The 21,747-nt window shown below is 73.4% G+C and carries 19 protein-coding genes; 8 read left to right on the forward strand and 11 right to left on the reverse strand.

The window, feature by feature from the left end; translation table 11 throughout:
- Genes ACIRF9_RS08475 through ACIRF9_RS08485 form a run of 3 tightly spaced genes read left to right on the forward strand, consistent with a single transcriptional unit; the run spans position 1 to position 3,603 of the window.
- Positions 1-1,374, forward strand: a complete 1,374-nt coding sequence (locus tag ACIRF9_RS08475) for an NtaA/DmoA family FMN-dependent monooxygenase (protein WP_403818279.1) — start codon at positions 1-3, stop codon at positions 1,372-1,374.
- Entirely contained in the window at positions 1,371-2,462 is a 1,092-nt protein-coding gene (locus tag ACIRF9_RS08480; RefSeq protein ID WP_403818281.1) for an LLM class flavin-dependent oxidoreductase, read from the forward strand. Before ACIRF9_RS08475 ends, ACIRF9_RS08480 begins: the two co-directional genes overlap by 4 nt.
- Positions 2,455-3,603, forward strand: coding sequence for an LLM class flavin-dependent oxidoreductase (locus ACIRF9_RS08485; RefSeq protein ID WP_403818283.1), 1,149 nt, complete (start codon positions 2,455-2,457; stop codon positions 3,601-3,603). Before ACIRF9_RS08480 ends, ACIRF9_RS08485 begins: the two co-directional genes overlap by 8 nt.
- Here the strand turns inward: ACIRF9_RS08485 and ACIRF9_RS08490 are convergent.
- From ACIRF9_RS08490 to ACIRF9_RS08510, 5 genes are all read right to left on the reverse strand, one after another.
- Entirely contained in the window at positions 3,582-4,685 is a 1,104-nt protein-coding gene (locus tag ACIRF9_RS08490; RefSeq protein ID WP_403818285.1) for a phosphotransferase enzyme family protein, read from the reverse strand. The genes ACIRF9_RS08485 and ACIRF9_RS08490 overlap by 22 nt on opposite strands.
- Positions 4,682-5,443 carry an ABC transporter ATP-binding protein gene (locus ACIRF9_RS08495; RefSeq protein WP_403818287.1) on the reverse strand — a complete coding sequence of 254 codons (762 nt, stop codon included), beginning with the start codon at positions 5,441-5,443 and terminating at the stop codon, positions 4,682-4,684. Before ACIRF9_RS08495 ends, ACIRF9_RS08490 begins: the two co-directional genes overlap by 4 nt.
- Entirely contained in the window at positions 5,440-6,201 is a 762-nt protein-coding gene (locus tag ACIRF9_RS08500) for an ABC transporter permease (protein WP_403818289.1), read from the reverse strand. Before ACIRF9_RS08500 ends, ACIRF9_RS08495 begins: the two co-directional genes overlap by 4 nt.
- A complete protein-coding gene (locus tag ACIRF9_RS08505; RefSeq protein ID WP_403818291.1) occupies positions 6,198-7,250 on the reverse strand; it encodes an ABC transporter substrate-binding protein in 1,053 nt (350 codons plus the stop codon). The genes ACIRF9_RS08500 and ACIRF9_RS08505 overlap by 4 nt, the downstream gene beginning before the upstream one ends.
- A gap of 116 nt (positions 7,251-7,366) precedes the next feature.
- Positions 7,367-8,287, reverse strand: a complete 921-nt coding sequence (locus ACIRF9_RS08510; RefSeq protein WP_403818293.1) for an ABC transporter substrate-binding protein — start codon at positions 8,285-8,287, stop codon at positions 7,367-7,369.
- Positions 8,288-8,657: 370 nt separating this feature from the next.
- On the opposite strand from ACIRF9_RS08510, the gene ACIRF9_RS08515 reads away from it, so the two are divergent.
- Positions 8,658-9,542, forward strand: a complete 885-nt coding sequence (locus ACIRF9_RS08515) for a sulfurtransferase (protein WP_403818295.1) — start codon at positions 8,658-8,660, stop codon at positions 9,540-9,542.
- Here the strand turns inward: ACIRF9_RS08515 and ACIRF9_RS08520 are convergent.
- The 3 genes from ACIRF9_RS08520 to ACIRF9_RS08530 form a co-directional block, all read right to left on the reverse strand.
- Complete coding sequence (locus ACIRF9_RS08520) at positions 9,536-10,333, reverse strand: hypothetical protein (protein ID WP_403818296.1); 798 nt, start codon at positions 10,331-10,333, stop codon at positions 9,536-9,538. The genes ACIRF9_RS08515 and ACIRF9_RS08520 overlap by 7 nt on opposite strands.
- A gap of 11 nt (positions 10,334-10,344) precedes the next feature.
- Positions 10,345-10,794: an MFS transporter gene (locus tag ACIRF9_RS08525; RefSeq protein WP_403818298.1), complete on the reverse strand. Its 450-nt coding sequence runs from the start codon at positions 10,792-10,794 to the stop codon at positions 10,345-10,347.
- Between the two features lie 276 nt (positions 10,795-11,070).
- Entirely contained in the window at positions 11,071-12,156 is a 1,086-nt protein-coding gene (locus ACIRF9_RS08530; RefSeq protein WP_403818299.1) for a M12 family metallopeptidase, read from the reverse strand.
- Between the two features lie 96 nt (positions 12,157-12,252).
- Here ACIRF9_RS08530 and ACIRF9_RS08535 point away from each other — a divergent pair, with 96 nt between their 5' ends.
- Positions 12,253-14,061 (forward strand): LuxR C-terminal-related transcriptional regulator, encoded by a 1,809-nt coding sequence (locus tag ACIRF9_RS08535; RefSeq protein WP_403818301.1) that lies wholly within the window; start codon positions 12,253-12,255, stop codon positions 14,059-14,061.
- A gap of 13 nt (positions 14,062-14,074) precedes the next feature.
- On the opposite strand, the gene ACIRF9_RS08540 is transcribed toward ACIRF9_RS08535, so the two are convergent.
- Complete coding sequence (locus ACIRF9_RS08540; RefSeq protein ID WP_403819013.1) at positions 14,075-16,639, reverse strand: CHAT domain-containing protein; 2,565 nt, start codon at positions 16,637-16,639, stop codon at positions 14,075-14,077.
- A 334-nt stretch (positions 16,640-16,973) separates the two neighbouring features.
- Here ACIRF9_RS08540 and ACIRF9_RS08545 point away from each other — a divergent pair, with 334 nt between their 5' ends.
- The 3 genes from ACIRF9_RS08545 (at position 16,974) to ACIRF9_RS08555 (ending at position 19,655) form a co-directional block, all read left to right on the forward strand.
- Positions 16,974-18,386, forward strand: coding sequence for a S8/S53 family peptidase (locus ACIRF9_RS08545; RefSeq protein ID WP_403818302.1), 1,413 nt, complete (start codon positions 16,974-16,976; stop codon positions 18,384-18,386).
- A gap of 178 nt (positions 18,387-18,564) precedes the next feature.
- Positions 18,565-19,140, forward strand: a complete 576-nt coding sequence (locus ACIRF9_RS08550) for an RNA polymerase sigma factor (RefSeq protein ID WP_403818304.1) — start codon at positions 18,565-18,567, stop codon at positions 19,138-19,140.
- Between the two features lie 5 nt (positions 19,141-19,145).
- The gene (locus ACIRF9_RS08555) at positions 19,146-19,655 is read left to right on the forward strand and encodes a hypothetical protein (RefSeq protein WP_403818305.1); all 510 of its coding nucleotides are present in this window, start codon (positions 19,146-19,148) and stop codon (positions 19,653-19,655) included.
- Between the two features lie 21 nt (positions 19,656-19,676).
- Here ACIRF9_RS08555 and ACIRF9_RS08560 read toward each other — a convergent pair whose 3' ends face one another.
- Positions 19,677-20,471 (reverse strand): N-formylglutamate amidohydrolase, encoded by a 795-nt coding sequence (locus ACIRF9_RS08560; RefSeq protein ID WP_403818307.1) that lies wholly within the window; start codon positions 20,469-20,471, stop codon positions 19,677-19,679.
- Positions 20,472-20,607: 136 nt separating this feature from the next.
- Positions 20,608-21,744, reverse strand: coding sequence for a homoserine O-acetyltransferase (locus ACIRF9_RS08565; RefSeq protein ID WP_403818309.1), 1,137 nt, complete (start codon positions 21,742-21,744; stop codon positions 20,608-20,610).
- Positions 21,745-21,747: the final 3 nt, after the last annotated feature.

Here is a 21,747-nt window from a genome sequence, read left to right on the forward strand (position 1 = left end):
ATGAGCAAGCCGCTGAAGCAGATCCACCTGGCCGCCCACTTCCCCGGCGTCAACAACACCACCGTGTGGAGCGACCCGAAGGCCGGCAGCCACATCGAGTTCAGTTCCTTCGCCCACTTCGCGCGCACCGCCGAACGCGCCAAGTTCGACTTCCTCTTCCTCGCCGAGGGCCTCAGGCTCCGCGAACAGGGCGGCGAGATCTACGACCTGGACGTCGTCGGCCGCCCCGACACCTTCACCGTCCTCGCCGCGCTCGCCGCCGTCACCGAACACCTCGGCCTGACCGGCACCATCAACTCCACCTTCAACGAGCCCTACGAGGTGGCCCGCCAGTTCGCCAGCCTCGACCACCTCTCCGGCGGCCGCTCCGCGTGGAACGTCGTCACCTCCTGGGACGCCTTCACCGGCGAGAACTTCCGCCGCGGCGGCTTCCTCCCCCAGGAGGAGCGCTACTCCCGTGCCAAGGAGTTCCTCGCCACGGCGAACGAACTCTTCGACTCCTGGCAGGGCGACGAGATCGCCGCCGACCAGGCCACCGGCACCTTCCTGCGGGACGCCAAGGCCGGCGCCTTCGTCCACGAGGGCCGGCACTTCGACATCCACGGCCGCTTCAACGTCCCGCGCAGTCCCCAGGGCCGCCCGGTGATCTTCCAGGCGGGCGATTCCGACGAGGGCCGCGAGTTCGCCGCCTCCTCCGCGGACGCCATCTTCAGCCGGTACGCCGAGCTCGAAGCCGGCCAGGCCTTCTACACGGACGTGAAGTCCCGCCTCACCAAGTACGGCCGCCGCTCCGACCAGCTGCTGATCCTGCCCGCCGCCACCTTCGTCCTCGGCGACACCGACGCCGAGGCCGAGGAGATCGCGAAGGACGTGCGCCGTCAGCAGGTCAGCGGCGCCACCGCCCTCAAGCACCTGGAGTTCGTCTGGAACCGTGACCTCTCCTCGTACGACCCGGACGGCCCCCTGCCCGACATCGACCCCGACCTCGGTGAGAACCACATCTCCCGCGGCCGTGCCCAGGTGCGCATGTACCGGGACCCGCTGGCCACCGCCCGCGAGTGGCGGGAGCTCGCGGCGGCCAACAACTGGTCGATCCGCGACCTGGTCATCGAGAACGGCAACCGCCAGAACTTCGTCGGCTCGGCGCGGACCATAGCCCGGACGATCAACGACTACGTCCAGGCCGACGCCGGCGACGGCTTCATCCTCGTCCCGCACATCACCCCGAGCGGTCTCGACGAGTTCGCCGACCGGGTCGTACCGCTGCTCCAGGAACAGGGCGTCTTCCGCACGGAGTACGAGGGCACCACCCTCCGCGACCACCTGGGCCTCGCCCACCCGGACGAGGCGGGCACCGAGCGGGCCGCGTCGTGAAGTTCCTCGCCATCACCCTGATCGTGCACCGCCCCGATCCGGTCACCGGGGTGCGGAAGTCCACCCAGGAACGCTTCCGCGAGGTGCTCGACAACGCCCTGCTGGCCGAGGAGCTCGGCTTCGACGGCTTCGGCGTGGGGGAGCGGCACGAGCGGCCGTTCATCTCCTCCTCGCCGACGGTCGTCCTCAGCCACATCGCGGCGCTCACCCGGCGGATCCGGCTGTTCACCGCCGTCACGACCCTCAGTCTCCTCGACCCGGTCCGTGCCTACGAGGACTACGCGACCCTCGACCATCTCTCCGGCGGCCGCCTCGACCTGATCATCGGCAAGGGCAACGGCGCCGCCCAGCGCGAGCTGTTCCACGTCACCCCCGAGGACCAGTGGGAGCGCAACGCCGAGAGCTACGCGGTGTTCCGGCAGATCTGGCGCAACGACAGGGTGACCGCGGCGACCCGCTTCCGGCCGGAGCTGACGGACGCCGAGGTGTGGCCACGGCCGTACCAGCGGCCGGTCCGGGTCTGGCACGGCAGCGCCACCAGCAAGGAGTCCGTCGATCTGGCCGCCCGCTACGGCGACCCGCTGTTCTCGGCGAACGTCACCCACCCCATCGAGCCGTATGCCGAGCTGATCCGCTACTACCGCGAGCGGTGGGAGCACTACGGCCACGACCCGGCCGCCCTCGCGGTCGGCGCCGGCTCGGCCGGGCTGCTGGTGACCCGCACCTCCCAGGAGGCGCTCGACGTGTACCGGCCGATCTTCGAAGCGAACCTGGCGTTCCAGAAGCAGGTCGGTCTGCCCGTCGTGTTCGAGACGCTGGAGGACTTCGTCGACCGCAGCTCCGCCCTGATCGGCAGCCCGCAGCAGATCATCGACAAGGTGCACCGCTACCACGAGCAGTTCGGCCACACGGTCCTCCACCTGCACGCGGACGCGAGCGGCCTCACCGACCCGCAGCACCGCGACTCGCTGGAGCTGTTCCAGTCCGAGGTGGCGCCGGTGTTGCGCAAGGAGATACCCGACCCGCCGTTCCCCTGGGGCCCGGTTCTGCCGGCCGTAGCCGCCGAGGAGGAGCCAGCCCGTGCCTGACATCCCTCTCGGCGTCCTCGACCTGGTCCCGGTCTCCTCCGGCGCCACCGCCGCCGACGCCCTGCGCAACTCCGTCGACCTCGCCCGGCGGGCCGAGCGCCTCGGCTACGCCCGCTACTGGTTCGCCGAACACCATCTCAACCCGGGCGTCGCCGGTACGTCCCCGGCGGTCGTCCTCGCCCTGACGGCCGCCGCCACCTCCACCATCCGGCTCGGCTCGGGCGCCGTCCAGCTCGGCCACCGCACCGCCCTGTCCACGGTCGAGGAGTTCGGCCTGCTCGACGCCCTGTACCCGGGCCGCCTCGACCTGGGCCTGGGCCGCTCGGGCGGCCGCCCGCCGGGCGGGAAGCCGACTCCGCCGGCCGCGGTGACCCCGGTCGTCGACGGCCGGGCCCCGAACGGTCTCCTGATCCCGCCCCGCTTCTCCTTCGAAGGCCTGCTGAGCTCACCCCGGTTCGCCCTGCACCACAAGCTGCTCCTGCTGCCCGGCGCCACGTCGCAGGACTACGCCGAGCAGATCGACGACATCCTCGCCCTGTTCGCCGGCACCTACCGCACCGAGGAGGGCGTGGAGGCGCACATCGTGCCGGGCGAGGGCGCCGACATCGATCTGTGGATCCTGGGCAGCAGCGGCGGCCAGAGCGCCGAGGTCGCCGGCGCCCGCGGCCTGCGCTTCGCGGCGAACTACCACGTCAGTCCGGCCACGGTCCTGGAGGCAGTGGACGGTTACCGCGCGTTCTTCCAGCCCTCCGAGTTCCTCGACAAGCCGTACGTCAGCGTCTCCGCGGACGTCGTGGTCGCCGAGGACGACGGCACCGCCCGCGAACTGGCCACCGGCTACGGCCTGTGGGTCCGCAGCATCCGCACCGCCGAGGGAGCCATCCCGTTCCCGACGCCCGAGGAGGCCCGCACCCACGAGTGGAGCGACGAGGACCGCGCACTGGTCCAGGACCGCCTGGACACCCAGTTCGTCGGCTCACCGTCCCGGGTCGCCGACCGGCTGGAACAACTCCAGGAGGCCACCGGCGCCGACGAACTCCTCATCACCACCATCACCCACGACCACCGGGACCGCGTCCGCTCCTACGAACTCCTCGCCGAGGAGTGGAGCCGCCGGGGTCACACCCTGCGGCCGAGCTGATCCGCGGGCGTCCCCACGGCGTGGGCCACGACGTCGAGCAGGTGCCTTCCGTCGCCCTCGGCGAACCACTCGGCGTGGCTCACGTAGTACTCGTAGGCCAGCCGGGTGTTCTCGGCGGAGCGGGTGACGCCGTGGAAGTAGCCCAGCTCGGACAGGGCGAACTCGGTGTGCACCAGGGGGAGGAGGGCGGGGAGCGCGGCCGCCTCGGCGGGGCTGAGCGGGCGTACGGACCGGTAGCCGTCGAGGAGGGCGATCGCGTCCTCCTCGCACACCGGGTAGCCGGGGCGGAGCCACTGGACGGCGTTGCGTTCGATCGCCGTGGCCAGGTCGTGCACGGCGGTCGTGCGGTCGCACATGCCGAAGTCGAGGACGGTGGTCACCTGCCCGTCGGCGCCCCACAAGAGGTTGGAGGCGTGCCAGTCGTTGTGGGTCCACAGCGGGGCCAGGGCGGGCAGCTGCGGGGCGAGCCGCTCGTGCAGGGGCAGGAGAACCCTCCGGGTGTCCTCGCGCCACGGGAAGCCGGCGAGTCCGGCGGCCAGGTGGGGGCGCTCGGCGACGTACCGCGACAGCGCGGTCCAGGGATCCGACGCCGTGAAGACCGTGAACGAGGCGACCAGCGGCTGCACCCGGCGGCGGGGCGCGTCGAACCCCTCCGCCGCCAGGTGCAGCCGGGCCAGCGCCTCGCCGGCCGCACGCGCGTGCGTGGGCGAGCGGAACGGCGACCAGGACAGCGCGTCCCGGTACAGGTCCTCGCCGCTCCCGGCCGAGTGCACCTCGTAGGTCCACTCGCCTCGCGCCGCCGCGTCCAGCACCTCCACCACCGGCGCGCCCCGCTCGCGCAGATGCCGCAGGAACGCGTGCTCCTCGGCCAGCCCCGCCAGGGTCCGTACGGTGACGTGGTGCCGTTTCACGAACAGACGCCGCCCGTCCCGCTCGACGACGGCCGCCGCCGACAGGGGACGCGGGCTGCGCCACACCACCCGGGCCGGGCCGACCACGTCCGTGACCTCGGCGTCGGTCAGCGGCGCCCAGTCGGGGTCGACCGGCTCGGTACCGAGCCCGTGGGCCAGATGCGCGCTCACGGTGTCCTCACCGCCGTCGGCCCGCGCAGCGCCTCCAGAACGCGCTGCTCGGTGGCCGTGAACCCGGGGGCCGTGAAGTCGTCCGCCCCGCGCGGGCGGGCCAGCGGCACCTCGACGCGCTCGACCACCGTGGCCGGGCGCGGCGAGAGCACATGCACGGTGTCCGCGAGCAGTACCGCCTCCCGGATGTCGTGGGTGACCAGGACCACCGTCCACCGGTGGCGCTGCCACATCTGGGCCAGCCACAGCTGCATCTCGGTGCGGGTCAGCGAGTCCAGCGCGCCGAACGGCTCGTCCAGCAGGAGCACCGGCCGTTCCAGCACCACCGTGCGCAGCAGCGCGGCCCGCTGCCGCATCCCGCCGCTGAGCTGGGAGGGGTACGCCTTCTGGAAGCCGTCGAGGCCGAAGTCGGCGAACAGCGCGTCGGCCCGCGCCCGCGCCTCCTTCTTCCGGATCCCCTGCGCCTCGAGCCCCAGCGCCGTGTTGTCGAGCACGGTGCGCCAGGGGAACAGCAGGTCCTTCTGCGGCATGTAGGCGACCTTGCCGGACTCCACCCCGGCCGGCTTGCCCTCCACCAGCACCTGCCCGGCCGTCGGCCGGGCCAGCCCCGAGACGAGATTGAACAGCGTGCTCTTGCCGCTGCCGCTCGGCCCGATGACGGCCGCGAACTCACCCGGCTCGACGGTGAGTTCGAGGTCCCGCAGGACTTCGAGCGAGCCGAAGGACTTCCTCACGCCCGCGATCCGCAGACTGCTCATCGCTCCGCCTTCCGCTCCCACGGCAGCACCAGCCGCTGCAGCAGATACGTCGCCCCGAACAGCGCGACGGACAGCGCCGCCGTGACCCCAACCGCTGCGAACACCAGGTCCGTACGGAACGCGCTCTTCTGCGCCTGCATGTAGATCCCCAGCCCCGCCTCGGCGCCCGCGTACTCGGCGAAGACGGCGCCGACGACGGCGTAGGTGATGCTCACCCGCAGGCCCGCGAAGAAGTAGGGCATCGCACTCGGCACCCGGACCAGCCGGAACGCCCGCCATCGGCCGGCGCCCAGCGAGCGCAGCAGCCGCATCGCCTCATGGTCGGTCGCGGCGAACCCGGCGGCCAGGTTGGCGGCCAGCGGGAAGAACGTCGTCAACGTCACCACCAGCATCTTCGGCAGCAGCCCGAAGCCGAACCAGATGATCAGCAGGGGCGCCACCGCGACGATCGGGATGGTCTGCGAGGCGACCAGGAGCGGGTACAGGCCCCGGCGGGCGGCTGCCGAGAAGTCCAGCAGGACGGCGACGAGCCAGGCCGCCGCGAACGACAGCGCGAAGCCGAGGAGCGTCTCCTGGAGCGTGGGGACCGTCTGGTCCCACAGGTCCTCGCGATTGAGCCAGCCCTGTGCCAGGACCCGGGCCGGGGACGGCAGCGTCGTCGGGTCGACGCCCGCCGCCGTCACGTACAGCTGCCAGCCGCCGACCACGACGGCCAGCACCAGCAGGGGCGGCCACAACGACCGCAGCACCGCCCTCACTTGGCGTCCTTCGCGTCCGGCAGGTAGTCGTTGGTGAAGAACTCGGCCGCGTTCGGCGCCTCGGTGAGCTTCTTGCCGTTCGCGTCGCTCAGCAGCCCCGCCCGGTACTCGAAGTCCGCGAAGGCCTGCCAGCGCTCCTCGCTCTGGGCGCCGATGGTGCCGTCGGCCGCCTGGTAGTACTCGTTGGCGAGCAACTGCTCGCTCTTCTTCACCAGTTCGGTGTTGGTCAGCACGCTCTTGTTGGCGGCTATGAGGAGGTCGGCCGCCTGGTCGGGGTTCGCCGCCGCGTAGCGGTAGCCCTTGTCCACGGCGGCCAGGAACTTCTTCGCGACCGTCGGGTTCTTCGTCAGGTACTGGTCGGAGGACGCGACGAGCGTCGAGTAGATCGCCGGGAAGCCGTAGTCGGACAGCTGGAAGTCCTTCAGCGGCTTTCCGCTCAGCTCCGCCTCCAGCCCCTCCCAGGTCGGCATCGGCATCGCGAAGTCCGCCTTGCCGGCGTAGAGCGCCGCGTACGCCGAGGTGTTGAGGGTGACCTGCCTGAAGTCGCCCTTGCCGCCCGCGTTCTGGATGACCTTCTGCAGCAGCGGCTTCTCGTAGGGCGCGCCGAAGCCGGCGTACGTCTTTCCGTCGAGGTCCTTCGGCGAGGCGATGTCGTCGCGGTTGGCGCGCACCGCGATGGTCACGTTCGTCTTCTGCGTCACCGCGTACACGGAGGTGATGTCCTGACCGGCGGCGCGGGCCGTGGTCACGCCCTCCTGGTAGGAGATGCCGAAGTCCGCCTTGTGGTTGGCGATCAGCGTCTCGGGGGCGGTCGAACCGTAGGGCACGATCTTCAGATCGATCCCCGCGTCCTTGAACCAGCCCTTCTGCAACGCCACGTAGACACCGGTGTGGTTGGTGTTCGGGGTCCAGTCGAGCGCGAGGGTGACGGTCGTCGTGCCGTCCTTCGCGGCTGCCGAGGAGTCGGCGTCCGCGGAGCAGCCGGTGACGGCGAGGAGGACGGCCGCGGCCGTCGCGGACAGGGCGGGCAGGGCGGTACGGCGGTGCATGAGGGTTCCTTCGAGGGGAGGGGAGCCGGGCAGAGGTGTCGGGGGCGGTCACGCCCGGCGACACAGCGCGCTGTCCACCCGCTTGAAGTCGACGGCCAGGCGCCGGGTCAGGAAGGTCACGCGGCCACGTCCAGCAGGCCGTTGGTGAAGGACCGGTCCCAGTCCCGGTCGTGCGCGATGGCGCCGTTGTCCGCCAGCCAGTGTGCGTACGGGCCCATCCGGGCCTCGTCGATGACACCCCAACGGCCGTCCGTGTCCGTCCAGGTGGGCGCGATCAGGGAGAGGGAGCGGGCGATGAGCGGGCGCGGGAAGTACGGGATCACACCCTCCAGCAGCTCCAGCGTGCCCTCCTGGTCCTGGGCGGCGGCCGCATAGCCGTGGGCCGTGACGGTCAGGAAGTCCCGTACCAGGGAGGGATGTTCGGCGAGCAGGCGCTCGCTCGTGCCGAGCAGGTAGCTGTGGTAGCGCGGGGCGCCGATCTCGTCCACGGGCCAGGTCAGCCGCCGCTCCTCGGGCAAATCCCCGCGCAGGGCGTCCCACGACCAGTAGTTGCCGAAGGTGGCGTCGGCCTCGCCCGCCTCGATGTCGTCCACGGTCAGCTCGCGGGTGCCCGCGTCGATGGTGACCACCGCGTCCGGGTCACCGCCGTCGGCCGCGACCAGGTGACGGACCATCGCACGGCCGCGCGGGGTCGGGTTGAGGGCGACACGGCGGCCCGCGAGGTCGCGGGGGCGGGTGATGCCGGTCGACGTCGTCGTCTGGACCGCCTCCAGACCTCGGTGGTTCACGGCCGCCACCGCGATCAGCGGCTGGCTGTGCGCCGCGCGGCGGGCGAGCAGCCGGTTCGGCGGGAAGATCCCGAAGTCCACCTCGCCCCGCGCCAGGTACTCCAGTGTGTCGCCGCGCCCCGGGTCCTGCACGACCAGCTCCACGTCGAGACCCGCCCCGGCGAACCAGCCGCGCGCACGGGACACGTACAGACCGGAAGAATTCGGCCAAGGGTGGAAATAGTCGAGCATGACCCGGATGTGCGGCATGAGGGTACTCCGAAGGCGGCGCGCGAGAGCGCGGGAAACGGCGAGAAGGGGGGAGTGTGGATCAGCGACAACAACAGGAGCGGCGCACCGGGGTTTTGACCACCGGAGGCTTGGGCTCGACTGCTGCGGACACGTGAACTCCTACGCGGGGCGCCTGGGTGGCGCGGTTGGTGCGGTCGGCGTCCCCATGGGGACCGCGCTCGGCGAACGGATCCCAGACGCCCTCTCAGCCCAGCCGGGGAGGGGCTCCCGCGTAGATGGCCGAAACCATAACGGCAGCCGACGGGCATCGCGCAAGCGTGATCCGGAATGTGAGACGGTGATGCCCGCTGAGTAAGACGCCCAGTTCACGGGCGTACGATCGGCCGCCATGACCGCCCCCCTGCTCCCCGGACCCCTGGTCGACGACACCTGGCTCGCCGACCGTCTCGACGACCCGCGCCTGGTGGTGCTGGACGCCACCGCGCTGCTGCCCGCGCCCCGGTACGACGGCGACCACACGTCGGCGAGCGGCCGGGGGGCGTGGGCGGAGCGACACCTCCCCGGTTCCCGACACGCCGATCTGACCGGCGAGTTCTCCGACCCCGACGCGCCGTACCACTTCTCCGCGCCGTCCCCGCCGGCGCTGGCCGCCGCGCTGGCCCGGGTGGGCGTGGGGGAGGGGTGTGCGGTGGTCACGTACGACACCGGGGGCGGGATCTGGGCGGCGCGGCTGTGGTGGATGCTGCGGGCGATCTCCGTACCGGCGGCCGTGCTCGACGGCGGGCTGGCGGCCTGGGAAGCGGCCGGGCGGCCGGTCCAATCCGGGGAGGAGACGGCACCGGCGCGGCAGGTCGCACCGGTGACCCCCGTCCCGCGTCCCGAACTGTGGACGGACGTCCACGAAGTGGCCGCGATCAGCAGGGGGGAGCGTCCCGGGACGCTCGTCTGCGCGTTGCCCTCCGGGGGTTACGCCGGGACTTTGCCCACCCGGTACAGCCGGCGGGGGCACGTTCCCGGGAGCCGTAGTCTTCCCGGGCGTGAATTGCTGGACGTGGAGGGGAGGGTGCTGCCGTCGGGCGACCTGGCCGCTCGGGTCGGGGCTGTGATCGGCAGCGGTGACACACCGGTTGTCCTGTACTGCGGTGGGGGTATTTCTGCGGCGGGTGCGGCGCTGGCGCTCACTCTGCTGGGTCGTGAGGATGTCTCGGTATACGACGGGTCGCTGGAGGAGTGGTCGAAGGATCCGGGGCGGCCGCTGGAGTTGGGCTACTGAGGGTGGGGGGTTCTGTGCTTCGGCGGCTGCGGGTGCGTTGTGGCTGGTCGCGCAGTTCCCCGCGCCCCTCGGGCGTTCCCACTGACCAACACCACCAGCGCCGCCCCCAGCAGTCCCGCGCACACCACCGACGTCACCGCGAAGGCCGTCCTGGGCTCGGGCTCCCGCAGATGGATTCCGGACACCGCGCTGAGGCACACCGCCGCGGCGATGCGTTGGGTCATCTGCAGGATGCCGCCCGCCACCCCCGCCGCCTCGGCGGGCGCGTGCTGGAGGATGCGGGCCTGGTTGGGGGAGACCGCCAGGCCGGACGCGGCTCCGGAGCCCACCTGGACCGCCGCCAGCACCACGGGCAGTGCCGCGAGCGGCAGGGTGACCGCCGCCGGCGCGCCGCCCAGCAGCGCGAGGATCCCCAGGGCCAGTCCGGCGGTGACCGTGTGCGCGCCGATGCGGCGTACGACCCGCCACGCCACCGCCGACGCCACGCCCATCGCGACGGCCGACGGCAGGGTCACGGCCGCTGCGGTGAGCGCCGACAGGCCGAGCCCGCTCTGCAGGAACAGGGTCAGGACGAGCCCCGCCGCCAGGGACGAACCGAACTGGGCCATGGCGACCACCGTGCCCAGGGCGTACGGCGCCGACCGCAGCAGTGCGGGGTGCACCAGCGGCACCCGCCCGCGCCGTACCCGCCACCACTGCCCCAGCACCAGTCCACCCGCCGCCACCAGGGCCGCCGTCACCCACAGGGCGACTGCGCGGCCGCTGTCCGGCGTGCTGATGAAGGGCAGCATCAGGGACAGGGTCAGGGCCCCACGCACGCCGGCCCCCGCACGTCCGGGCGGCCGGACGCGGCGATCCGGCGGGGCGGGGGCAGTCGGCGCGCCGCCAGCCACAACGTGACCGCGCCGCACGGCGCGCTCAGCAGCAGGCACAGCCGCCACCCCGTGTCCGGACCGCACAGGGCGACGAGGGCCCCGCCGAGCGCCGGGCCCAGAGCCGCCGCGACACCGCCGGTGACGGCGTACAGGCCGCGGGCGCGTGCCCGGTTCAGCCCCTGGAACACGTCCTGGAGGGTGCCGATCACCTGGGAGTTCACCAGGCCGGCGCCCGCGCCCTGCACCGGCCGGGCCACGACGACCGTCTCCGGCCGGGTGCCGGTGGCGGCGACCAGGCCGCACAGGGCGAAGGTCGTGAGGCCGATCAGGAACAGGTGTTTGCGACCGCGCACATCACCCAGGCTGCCGCCGGGCACCAGGGCCAGGCCGAACGCGAGCGAGTAGCCGGAGACGATTCACTGCACGTCCGTGGCGCCGGCGGACAGTGACTGGCGCAGCACCGGCACGGCGATGTTGACACCACCCGGACGCTCCTGTCCCGCCGGCCGCCGACCTGTTCGTACGACGGAAACACGCCGTTCGCACCGGCCCCCGCACGCCGGTGCGGCCGGGCACGTCTCCCTCCCCCGAAGGTGACGTGCCCGGCCTTTCCCCGGCGCCGGACAGTGGTCGATACGCGGTCGTGTGCCCGTTCACCAGCACATGACCGCGGTCTCGCCCGAACCCCAGCCGGAGTGGAGGCGGACCCGGACGAAGTAGCGGCGGCCCTTGACGAGCCGGGCCCTGATCGTGGCGTTGCGCGGGGTACCGCCGTCGTCCTGTCCGGCGAGGAAGCGGGGCTCGCCGTCCCGTTCCTCGAAGACCACGACGACCGAGTCGCTCTCCCCGAAGGTGCCGAGGGTGTACTCGCGGGTCTCCTTCGGCTCCACGGTGAAGTCGGCCTGCTCACCCGGTCCCAGGGACAGGGCCACCGAGCGGAACGGCACCAGGGCGGGCGGCCGCGGCGCGTCGAGCGGCGGGTACCAGCGGAGCACGAACTCCTTGTCCAGCGGGGACAGCGACCCCGGCGGGTGGACACCGCCCCGGAACTGCTCCGGCTCCAGGATCAGCCCCGCCTCGAAGGGGTACTCCATCACGGACTGCGGATCCCACAGCGAGCCGTTGACCTCGGCCGGGTCCAGCTTGCGCAGGACGTTGAACCAGGTGCGGTCCCGGCTCCAGTGGTTCGGGGGGCCCGCCAGGTCGGCGTAGACGGCCTCGTCGTCCCAGTGGATGCCGGCGAACGGGCTCTGGTGCTCGTGCTGCATGCCGAGCGCGTGCCCGATCTCGTGCAGGGCCGTCGCGCGCTCCCCGGGCGCGGTCAGGTCCCAGCCGAAGTTCATGGTCCGCTCGTTGAGCCCCGCGAGCAGCGCGTCCCGGCCCACCGCCGACCAGGAACCGTCGCCCTGCTGGAAGCCGATGCGCAGTTCCGCCTCCGAACGGTCGAAGACCTCCGCGAACGACACCCCGATCCCCAGGTCGGCCCACTCGCGGAAGCAGTCGCGCACCACGTCCCGCCGGGCCCCGTCGCCGACCCACGACACCCGCCGGGTTCCCCCCGAACCCGGCACGGGGATCACCGAAGCGTCACTGTCGCGATCGAAGAAGTAGTAGTGCAGGACCGTGCCGTTGACCCACATCCGGCGCCCGCTCATGAGCGCGCCGAGCCGCTCGGCGGCCAGCCCCGGGGCGAACGCGGGGGCCGGCTGCTGCGCGAGCGAGCAGTAGCGGGCGGTCATGACCACCAGGGTGCCGTGACCATCCCGCCGGGCGCCTGAGTCGGGGGCTACTCAAGTCGTCCTGTATCAGGTGTGAGTAGCCGGACTCCACATGATGTGACGACGATCGAGACGCATGCCAGGACCCTGCGGCTGCCGTGGCCGTTCACCGGCCGGGAGGAGGAACTGGAGGTGGTCCGCCGGTCGCTGGCGGCGGGCCGGCCCGGAATCGTGATCACGGGACCGGCGGGCTGCGGCCGCACCCGGCTGGCGGCCGAGGCGGTCCGCGGCACCGACTGCGCCCGGGTGGCCGGCACGCCGGGCACCCGGGGCACCGCCTTCGCCGCGTTCGCCCACCTTCTGCCCGAGGACGTCACCCTGCACCGCGCCGTACAACTCCTCTCCGGTGTACGGATGTTGCTGGTCGACGACGCCCATCTGCTCGACGACGCCTCCGCCGCGCTGCTGCACCAGCTGGCCGTCCAGGGCCGCACCCGGCTGCTGGTCGTCGTGACCGACGGCACTACCGCCCCGGGAGCCGTCACCCGGCTGTGGACCGGAGAACTGCTGCCCCGCCTCGCCCTGGAACCCCTGACCGCCGAGGACACCGCCCAGCTCCTCGCGGCCGGTGCGGGCGGTCCCCCGGAGCCCCTCACCGTCCACCGTCTGCACCGCCTGTGCCGGGGCGACCTGCGGCTCCTGCGGGACCTCCTGGACGCCGTGCGCGACGAGGGACTGCTCACCCCGGTCCCCGACACGGACGAGTGGGCGTGGCGCGGCCGCGTCCCGTCGACCCCCACCCTCCGCGAGCGCACCGCCCCCGTCCTCGCCCGCCCCTGCCCCGACGAACGCGAGACCCTCGACCGTCTCGCCTACGCCGAGCCCCTGCCGCTGCCCGCGGACACGCTCGACCTGCGCGTCCTCGAACGCCTGGAGACGGACGGCCTGATCGAGGTGGACGACGGCGGGGCCGGGACGACCGTACGCCTGGCCCACCCCCTGCACGGTCCGGTCCTGCGCGCCGCCGCCGGCCGGCTGCGCGCGCGTCGGCTGACCGGCACCCGCGAATCCCTGGGAGACGCCCTCGACGCGGAGTCGGCCGCGATGACCCGAGGCATCGCACGCGCCGACGTCCGTGCCCGGCCGAACCCCGTGGGGGACTGGCTGGTCGCCGAGGGCGAAGCGGTCCCACCCGCGTACGCGGCCGTCCGCGCCCGCTTCGCCCGCCTGCGGGGCGAACTGCGCGAGGCGGCGGCCTGGGCGAGGGAGGGGCTGGCGAGCGCGCCGGAGGACACGGCCTGCCGCCGCGAACTCACCTTGATCGCAGCACAGTTGGGCGAGGGTGAACCCGCCGGCCTGCCGTGCCCGATGCCTCCCGACGAGACGGACGGCGCCCACGCCCGCGATGCCGCCGGGAGGGACGATCCCTGCCTCGCCTACGACGCCGTACGTCTCGGTGAGCCGGAGCGGGCCCTTCGCGTGCTCCCGCCCGGCAGCGTCTTCGCCCGCCACGCCCGTGCCCTCGCCGACGCCGACGGTGCCGCGCTGGACCGGGTCGCCGAGGAGCTGGAGGCGGGTGGCTTCCTGCTGTTCGCGGCCGAGGCGCACGCCCAGGCCGTACGGGTCCACCGCGACCCCACGGCCGCGCGTACCGCCCGCACCCGGGCCGTCGCCCTCGCCCGGCGCTGCCAAGGCGCCTGCACCCCGGCCCTGTCCGGGCTCGTCCTGGGTGAACTCACCGCCCGCCAGCGGCAGATCGTCGCTCTGGCGGCCTCCGGACTGAGCAACCGTCAGATCGCCGAGCGCCTCACCCTGTCCGTCCGCACCGTCGGCAACCACCTCTACAGCGCCTACACCCGCCTCGGCGCGAGCGACCGGGGCGCCCTGCCGTGGCTGATCGACCTGCCGGACACCCGATCCGCCTAGCGGCAACGGGCGTTCACGCCGCTCCGAACGCCGTGAACGCCCAGCCCGTCGCCTGGTGCAGCGCGTCCCCCGGCAGTGCGGCCCGTGCGTCGCGCAGCGCCTCCGCCAGGGAGGCGCCGTCGCTGAGGCCCTTGTGCAGGGCCAGCATCAGGGGCACGACCGCCGCGTCGTTCACGGGCGCGCTGCTCGCGACGACACCCGCCGTGCCCAGCGGGAGCAACGCCGTGACCAGGCCGAGGAGTTCGTCGGCGCCGACCGAGGCGAGCCGGGCGGTGTCGCAGCTGGAGAGGATGATCCGGTACGGGCTGCGGGCCAGCCGCTCGAAGTCGTGGACGATCAGCGGTCCGTCGGCCATGCGCAGGGACGAGAACATCGGGCTGTCGCCGCGGAAGGTGCCGTGCGCGGCGATGTGCGCCAGCGTGGCCCCGTCCAGCTCCTGGAGCACCCGGGGCACCCGCGCGTCGTCCGTCTCCAGCACCGTCGGCCTGCCGTACCGTCCGGCCACCTCCGGCACCTCCGCGCCGCCGGTCGCCAGGCCCGGCCCCCGCACCAGGACATGCCGCCCGCCCGGCGGCGGCTCGGTCTCCCGGGCGCGCAGCCAGCCACTCGCCGACGGCGACACGCTGACCACCCGCTCGCGCAGCGAGGGCAGCAGCGCCCACGGGACGCGGTGCAGCCGCGCCGGCGGCACCACCACCAGCGGGCCGGAGCCCAGCTGCCCCGCCGCCTCGCCCAGCAGCAGCTCCTCCAGCCGCCGCCCGGCCGTCTCGACCAACGGCAGCCGTCCCTCGCCGCCCGGATGGGCCAGCCGGCGCAGCGCCGACTGCACGTACTCGGCCTCCCGCTCCGCCTCGGCCAGCAGCCCGCCCGCGAACCGCCTGACCCGCCCCCCGCCGCACAGCAGCACCTGAACCCGCCCGTCCAGTACGGCGAGTTCGACGAGCCGTCCGTCGCCGAGCCGGTCGAGGAGCCGGCCCGCGTCGAACCGGCCCCCGTAACCCGGCGCGTGCCCCCGGATGTGCAGGGTGCGGGAGCGGATCTCCCGCTCCAGGCGGCGCTGCTCCCGCTCCAGGGTCGGCACCGGGCGGCCGTCCATCCGGGCCTCCTCCGCGCGCGCGGCGATCACCCGGAACGCGGTCAGGCCGCTCAGCAGCGCCGGGTCGGCGGGCGGCCGGGTGGGCGGCGTGGACAGGGCCGTGGCCCGCCACCGCTCGCTCCACACCAGCAGCTGCCGGGGCCCGCCCCGCTCCAGGCTCACCTCCTGGGCCAGCGCGGCCAGTTCGGCGCCCTGCGCGGTGGCCCGGGCCCGCAACTCCGAGGCTCCCAGCGTCGTACGGTGGGCGTCGAGCACGTCGAGGCCGCGCCGGCAGGCCTCCAGCACGCCCCGCCCCGATCCGGTGGCCCGCGCCCACAGCGCCTGCGCCGCCCAGCCCGTCAGCCGCGCCAGCGGCGGCCCGCTGCGCCGGCTGCGCGCGGCGACCTCCAGATACCTCTCGGCGTCCGCGGTCCAGTTCAGGGCGAGCGCGATGCGGCCCGCAAGCAGCCAGGCCTCCGGCGCGGCGGGCGCACCGAACGCGGACAGCCGCTCCGCCACCCTGACCGCGTCGGCGACCAGCCGACCCGAACCCCGCCCGGCGGCCACCCGCGCGTCGATCAGCACCAGCTGGGCGTGCGTCTCCCACCAGGTGCGCCGCTGACCGGCGAACAGGCGTACGGCCACCGCCGCGCGCGCGATCGCCGTCCCCGGGTCACCCGCCAGCCGGGCCGCTCTCGCGGCGGCCAGCAGCAGTTCCGCCTTGCGGGTGGACTGCCCGCCGATCCCGTCCAGGACCGCGGTCGCCGCGTCCGCCTCGGCTAGGGCCTCCGGCGCGAGACCGGCCGCCATCAGGACCTCGCAGCGCCGGATGTTGAGCATGAACGTGGGCGTGCCGAGCTTGGCGTACCGCTCCTCGGCCTCGTCGAGGAGCCGCAGCGCCGCGGGGACGTCTCCCGAGCGGAACGCGGCGAGGCCCCGGCTCTCCACCGCGTCCGCCTTGTCGTGCTCCTGGCCGGTGGTGTCCCACAGCGCCTCGGCCGCCGTGAAGTCCGCCTCCGCCCGCTCCACCGCCCCGAGCGCGAGATGCACCGTGGCGCGCAGGGTCAGGGCACGCGCCGTCCAGATGACGTCGTCCGCCTGCCGCAGGACCGGTATCGCCCGGCGCACGTCCTCCAGCGCCTCACGGTGGTGGCCGAGCACCCACCAGGAGTAGGCCCGCCGGAACAGCACCCGCGCGCGGGTGTGGCCCGTCCCGCGCTCGACCCCCCGCTCGAACGCCGCGAGGCCCTGCCGGGTGCGGCCGGCGTGCACCAGCGCCACCCCGAGCGTGGCCAGTACGTCCGCCTCGCGCTCCGCCGAGTCCGCGCGCGCCGCCAGATCGCGGGCGCGCCGCAGATGGTCCAGGGCGAGCCGCATGTCGCCCCAGTCGCGCTGCCAGATGCCGATCACCTGATGGGCGACCGAGGCGTGCAACGGCGTCGGATCGGTGTCGAGCACTCCTTCCGCCCGCGACAACGCGTCGCCCGGGGCGGCGAACACCATCGGCAGCAGTTCGAGAACCGAGTCGTTTCCCGCTGTCACTCCACGGATGGTAGTGCTCCGCTCGGCACGCCACACCAGTTCGGCGCCGTATCCGGGGGTATCAATGGGACATCACGTCAGCGGACTTGACCCCGCGGGGGAGGCGCACGCGCCGGCATGGGCGGCGTGTCGAGGGGGCGCACGTTTGGAGGGGGCGTACAGAAGGGGCGTACACCCGCAAGCGCACCACCGGCTTCCGCAACCGCACCACCCGTATCCGCCGTGGCACCACCTGTATCAGACGAACTCCGCGGGGATCTGACTGACGACACACCGGCCAGGGGGAGGACACGGCATGGCACCACAGCGATTCCACGAGCAGTTCGACCAGATCCAGCGCTCGCTGCCCGGCGTTGCGTTGGCGATGGGACCGGACGACTCCGCCGAGTTCATCTACGAGAAGGGTGTCGTCCTCGCCCGCGACGGCGAGGAGGCGCAGGTCGTCGAGGACACCGTCCGCACCCACTTCACCGCGACCGACGGCCTGGTCCCCGACCACGTCCGCAGGGCGGGGCCGCGGACCAACCGCTCCGGCATCACCCGCATCCAGGTCGGCGAGCCCGGCCAGGGGGACCGCACCGCGGACCACGCCGTCGCGGGCGCCCTGCGCGCCCTGCGCGAGGCGGAGGGCCGTACGGGACGCCGGCTCGTCAGCCGCAACCACGTCGTGTCGATCTCCGTCAACGCCTGCCCGGGCGACGAGCCCGTGCCCGCCCCGCTCACCCAGACCCCCAACCCCGCCCGGGCCGACGGGGACCACGACCCGGACAGCGCGGTGGGCGTCCTGGTGATCGACACCGGTCTGATGCACGACTTCCGCTCCTACCCTCCGCTCGCCCACACCGACGGCGACCTCCAGATCAGGGAGACCGACGACGACGGCGTCCTCCAGCAGTACGTCGGCCACGGCACGTTCATCGCCGGACTGGTCGCGGCCGTCGCGCCCAACACCGACGTGACCGTGCGCAACACCCTCAACGACTGCGGCGCGATCCTGGAGGACGAGTTCGGCGAGAAGCTCTTCGACGCCGTGGAGGAGGGCGGCTGGCCGGACATCCTCAGCCTCTCCGCCGGCACCTCCAACGGCCGGGTCGACGGCCTCCTCGGCCTCGACGGCTTCCTGCGCGCGCTCCGGGAGCAGCGCACCCTGCTGGTCGCCGCCGCCGGCAACAACGCCAGCGCCACGCCGTTCTGGCCCGCCGCCTACGCCTCCCTGCCCGAGTACGCCGACGCCGTCCTGTCGGTCGGCGCGCTGCGCTCCGACGGCGAGTTCGGCGCCTGCTTCTCCAACCACGGCCCCTGGGTGCGGGTCTACGCCCCCGGCGAGCGCCTGATCGGCGCCCTCACCGGCTTCGAGACGCCCGTCCCGTATGTCTACCAGCACTCCACCTACGACACCTGCCGCTACGGCTTCGGCTACGCCTGCACCTGCCGTTCCCCGCGCCACACGGGCCTCCTGAGCGACGCCTCCGGCAAGCCGGACCAGGTGATGTTCGAGGGGTACGCGTCCTGGAGCGGGACCTCGTTCGCAACGCCCGTGGTGGCCGGGCTCGTCGCCGCCCACATGACCGCCGAGAAGGAGACCGATCCCCGTGCCGCCGCCCGTCAACTGCTCGACCGCAACACGCAGTTCGCCGAGGTGCGCGGAGCGCACGTACCGGCGCTCCGGCCGGCGGGCTGGCGTCCGGTCCCGGTCGGTCCGGCGTGAGTTCCCGAAGGAGGACCGGACCGAGCACCGGACCGAGGACCGGGCCGAGGACCGGACCGAGGACCGGGCCGAGGACCGGAACGAGGACCGGGCCGAGGACCGGAACGAGGACCTCATGAGGTCCGTGGGAGGCCCCGCCACGGCGTACGATGACAGGCCGTACACAAGGGGTGGGGCCGTGGACCGTACAGATGTCGGCGCGCTCGTCCAGTCGGCCGTCGACGGTGAAACGGCGGCCTGGAAGGCGCTCGTGGAAGGGTTGAGCCCGCTGGTGTGGTCGGTCGTGCGCGCACACCGGCTCTCCGAGGCCGACGGACACGAGGTCTACCAGACCGTATGGTTCCGCTTCGCCCAGCACCTCGGTCGGATCCGCGAACCGGACAAGGCGGGCTCCTGGCTCGCGAGCACCGCGCGCAACGAGTGCCTGAAGGTGCTCAAGAGCTTAAGGCGGCTGACGCCGACCGACGATCCCCAGCTGCTGGACCGCGCCAGCGAGGAACTGACGCCCGAGCAGTCGGTCCTCGACTCGGAGGAGGCGGCCGCGCAGAGCGAGCGCGTCCGGTTCCTGTGGCAGGAGTTCGAGGCGCTCGGCGACCGCTGCCGACAGCTGCTGCGAGTGCTGATCACCTCGCCACCGCCCAGCTACCAGGAGGTGTCGGGCGCGCTCGGCATCGCCGTCGGCAGCATCGGACCGATGCGCCAGCGATGTCTGCGCCGCCTGCGGGCCCGACTCGACGCACGGGGAGCACTGTGAGCGACATGAGCGACATGCATGACATGAGCGACGACGACCTGGCGGGCGAGGACTCCTTCGACGGCTCGTTCGGCGACGAGGAGTTCGACCACGGGCGGCTGGAGGAGGAACTCCGCCAGGCCGCCGCCATCCTGGACCCGGTCCCGGCGGAGCTGCGCCGCATCGCCATCGAGGCGTACGCGCTGCACGACCTCGACGCACGCATCGCCGAGCTCACCTTCGACTCGCTGACCGACGCGATTCCGGTCAGGGGAGCGGGGGACGTGCCGCGGATGCTGACCTTCCACACCGGCGGGCTGACCGTCGACGTGGAGGTGACCGAGGAGGGGCTGATGGGGCAGCTGCTGCCGCCACAGGCCGCCTCGGTCGAGGTCCTGCACGGACCGCGCGCGGGCGCCTCGCTCACCGCCGACTCCATGGGCCGCTTCTCCGGCGACGCCCCGCCCGCGGGTCCCTTCGCCCTGCGGCTGCGGACCGGCGGGGAGGTGGTCGTCACGGAGTGGCTGCGGGCCTGAGCACAGCCCCTCCGGCGCAGTTCAGGAGACGGCGTCCACCAGGGCCGCCAGTGCCGAGGCCAGCCGGGGCAGTCCCGCCCCGGCCGGCCCGCCCGGCTCGCTCATGTAGGTGTCCCGCCGGATCTCCACCATCAGCGCGGACACCCTCGGCTCCCGCCCGTAGTGCTCCAGCGGTACGTACGTGCCGGCGAACGGGCTGTCGAGCCCCGTCTCCCCGGTCCCCGCGAACGCCTCGCGCGCGGCGGCGAGCAGCTCGGGCGGGGTGTGGAAGGGGTCGGTGCCCAGGCAGACCGGCGGCCGTGGGCCCTCGCCGTGCAGTTCGTAGGGCAGCGGCTCGGTGGGGTACGAGTGCACGTCGACGACGACCACCCGTCCGACCGCCGCCAGCCGCTCCCGCACGGCCTCGGTCATGGCCCGGGCGTACGGCCGGAAGTACCGCGCGATCAGCGGCTCGGGGTCGAGATCGTCGTCCCGCAGCACCTCCCGGTGCGTGGTCCGCGTGTACACGGCCCCCATCCCGACGGCCCCCATCTCCTCCCGCTCGTCCGGGAACCGCTCCGGATCCACGACCAGCCGCGACAGCCGGTTGACGAACCGCCAGGGCGTCACGCCGGCCAGCCGGGCCGCCTCCTCGGCGATCCGGGCGGTGTGCGCGTCGGTGATGTGGTCCAGCTCCCGCCCCAGCGCCTCGTCGTCCAGCACGATGCCCGCCCGCACCTCGGCCGGTATCTCCCGCGCCGAGTGCGGCACATGCAGGATCACCGGCGAGCCGGCGGCTCCGGGCAGGAACTCGAAGGAGGGTGCGGCAGGGGTCATCGGGCGGCTCCCGGGGCGTTGTCAGTGGCGTGGCGCATGATCGGAGATGCCATCACAACACGACGGGGGAGAGGGCGGGACAGCGGCATGGCTGCGCACAACGAGCAGGTCAGGGGGCACACTTTCTGGTGAAGCGCTAGCCGAGCAGCTCCCTCACCAGCGAAGCGACCTGCTCCGTCTCGATGAGGAACCCGTCGTGGCCGTACGGCGACTCCACCACGCGGAGCCGGTCCGCGGTCGGGATCAGCGCCGCCAGTTCGGACTGCTGGGCGAGCGGATAGAGCCGGTCCGAGTCCACGCCGGCCACCAGCGTCCGTGCCGTCACCCGCCCCAGCGCCGCCCGTACGCCGCCCCGGCCCCGGCCGACGTCATGGGCGTTCATCGCCTCGGAGAGGACCACATAGCTGCCCGCGTCGAACCGCCGTACCAGCTTGGCCGCGTGATGGTCGAGGTACGACTCGACCTGGTAGCGGCCGCCCCGGAAGGGGTCCTCGCCGCCCTGGGGGGTGCGGCCGAAGCGGAGGTGGAGTTCCGGCTCGCTGCGGTAGGTGACATGGGCGAGACGGCGGGCCAGGCCGAGGCCGGCGTGCGGGCCGCGGCCGGTGTCGTGGTAGTCGCCGCCCTGCCAGTGCGGGTCGGCGCGGACGGCGTGGAGCTGGACGTTCGCCCAGGCGATCTGCTCGGCGCTCGCCGCCGTCGTCGTGGCGAGCAGCAGCAGGGCCGCCACCCGCCGCGGCTGGGACACCGCCCACTCCAGCGCCCGCATCCCGCCCATCGACCCGCCGACCACCAGCGCCCACCGCTCGACGCCGAGCGCGTCCGCGAGCCCCGCCTCGGCCGCGACCTGGTCCCGCTGGGTCAGGAACGGGAAGGCGCCGCCCCAGCTCCGGCCCCCGTCGGGGCGGGCGGAGGCCGGTCCCGTACTGCCCTGGCAGCCGCCCAGCACGTTCGGCGCGACCACGAACCACCGGTCGGTGTCCAGCGGCCGCCCCGGCCCGACCAGCCCGTCCCACCAGCCGGGCGTCGGATGCCCGTCCCCGGCGGGTCCCACGACATGACTGTCCCCGGTGAGCGCGTGCAGCACCAGCACCGCGTTGGAACCGTCCGCCGCCAGCCGCCCCCAGGTCTCGAACGCCAGCCGTGCGCCGGGCAGTTCGCCTCCCGCCTCCAGTGGCAGCGGCTTCTCGGCCGCGTACCACCGCCGCCGCCCGGGCGGGTCCCCCTCCCGCCAGGCCCCGGTGGCCGGCGGAAGGGGGACCTCCAGGTGCGGCACGGT

This window comes from Streptomyces sp. NPDC096132, from assembly GCF_044763345.1.
Taxonomy (GTDB): domain Bacteria; phylum Actinomycetota; class Actinomycetes; order Streptomycetales; family Streptomycetaceae; genus Streptomyces.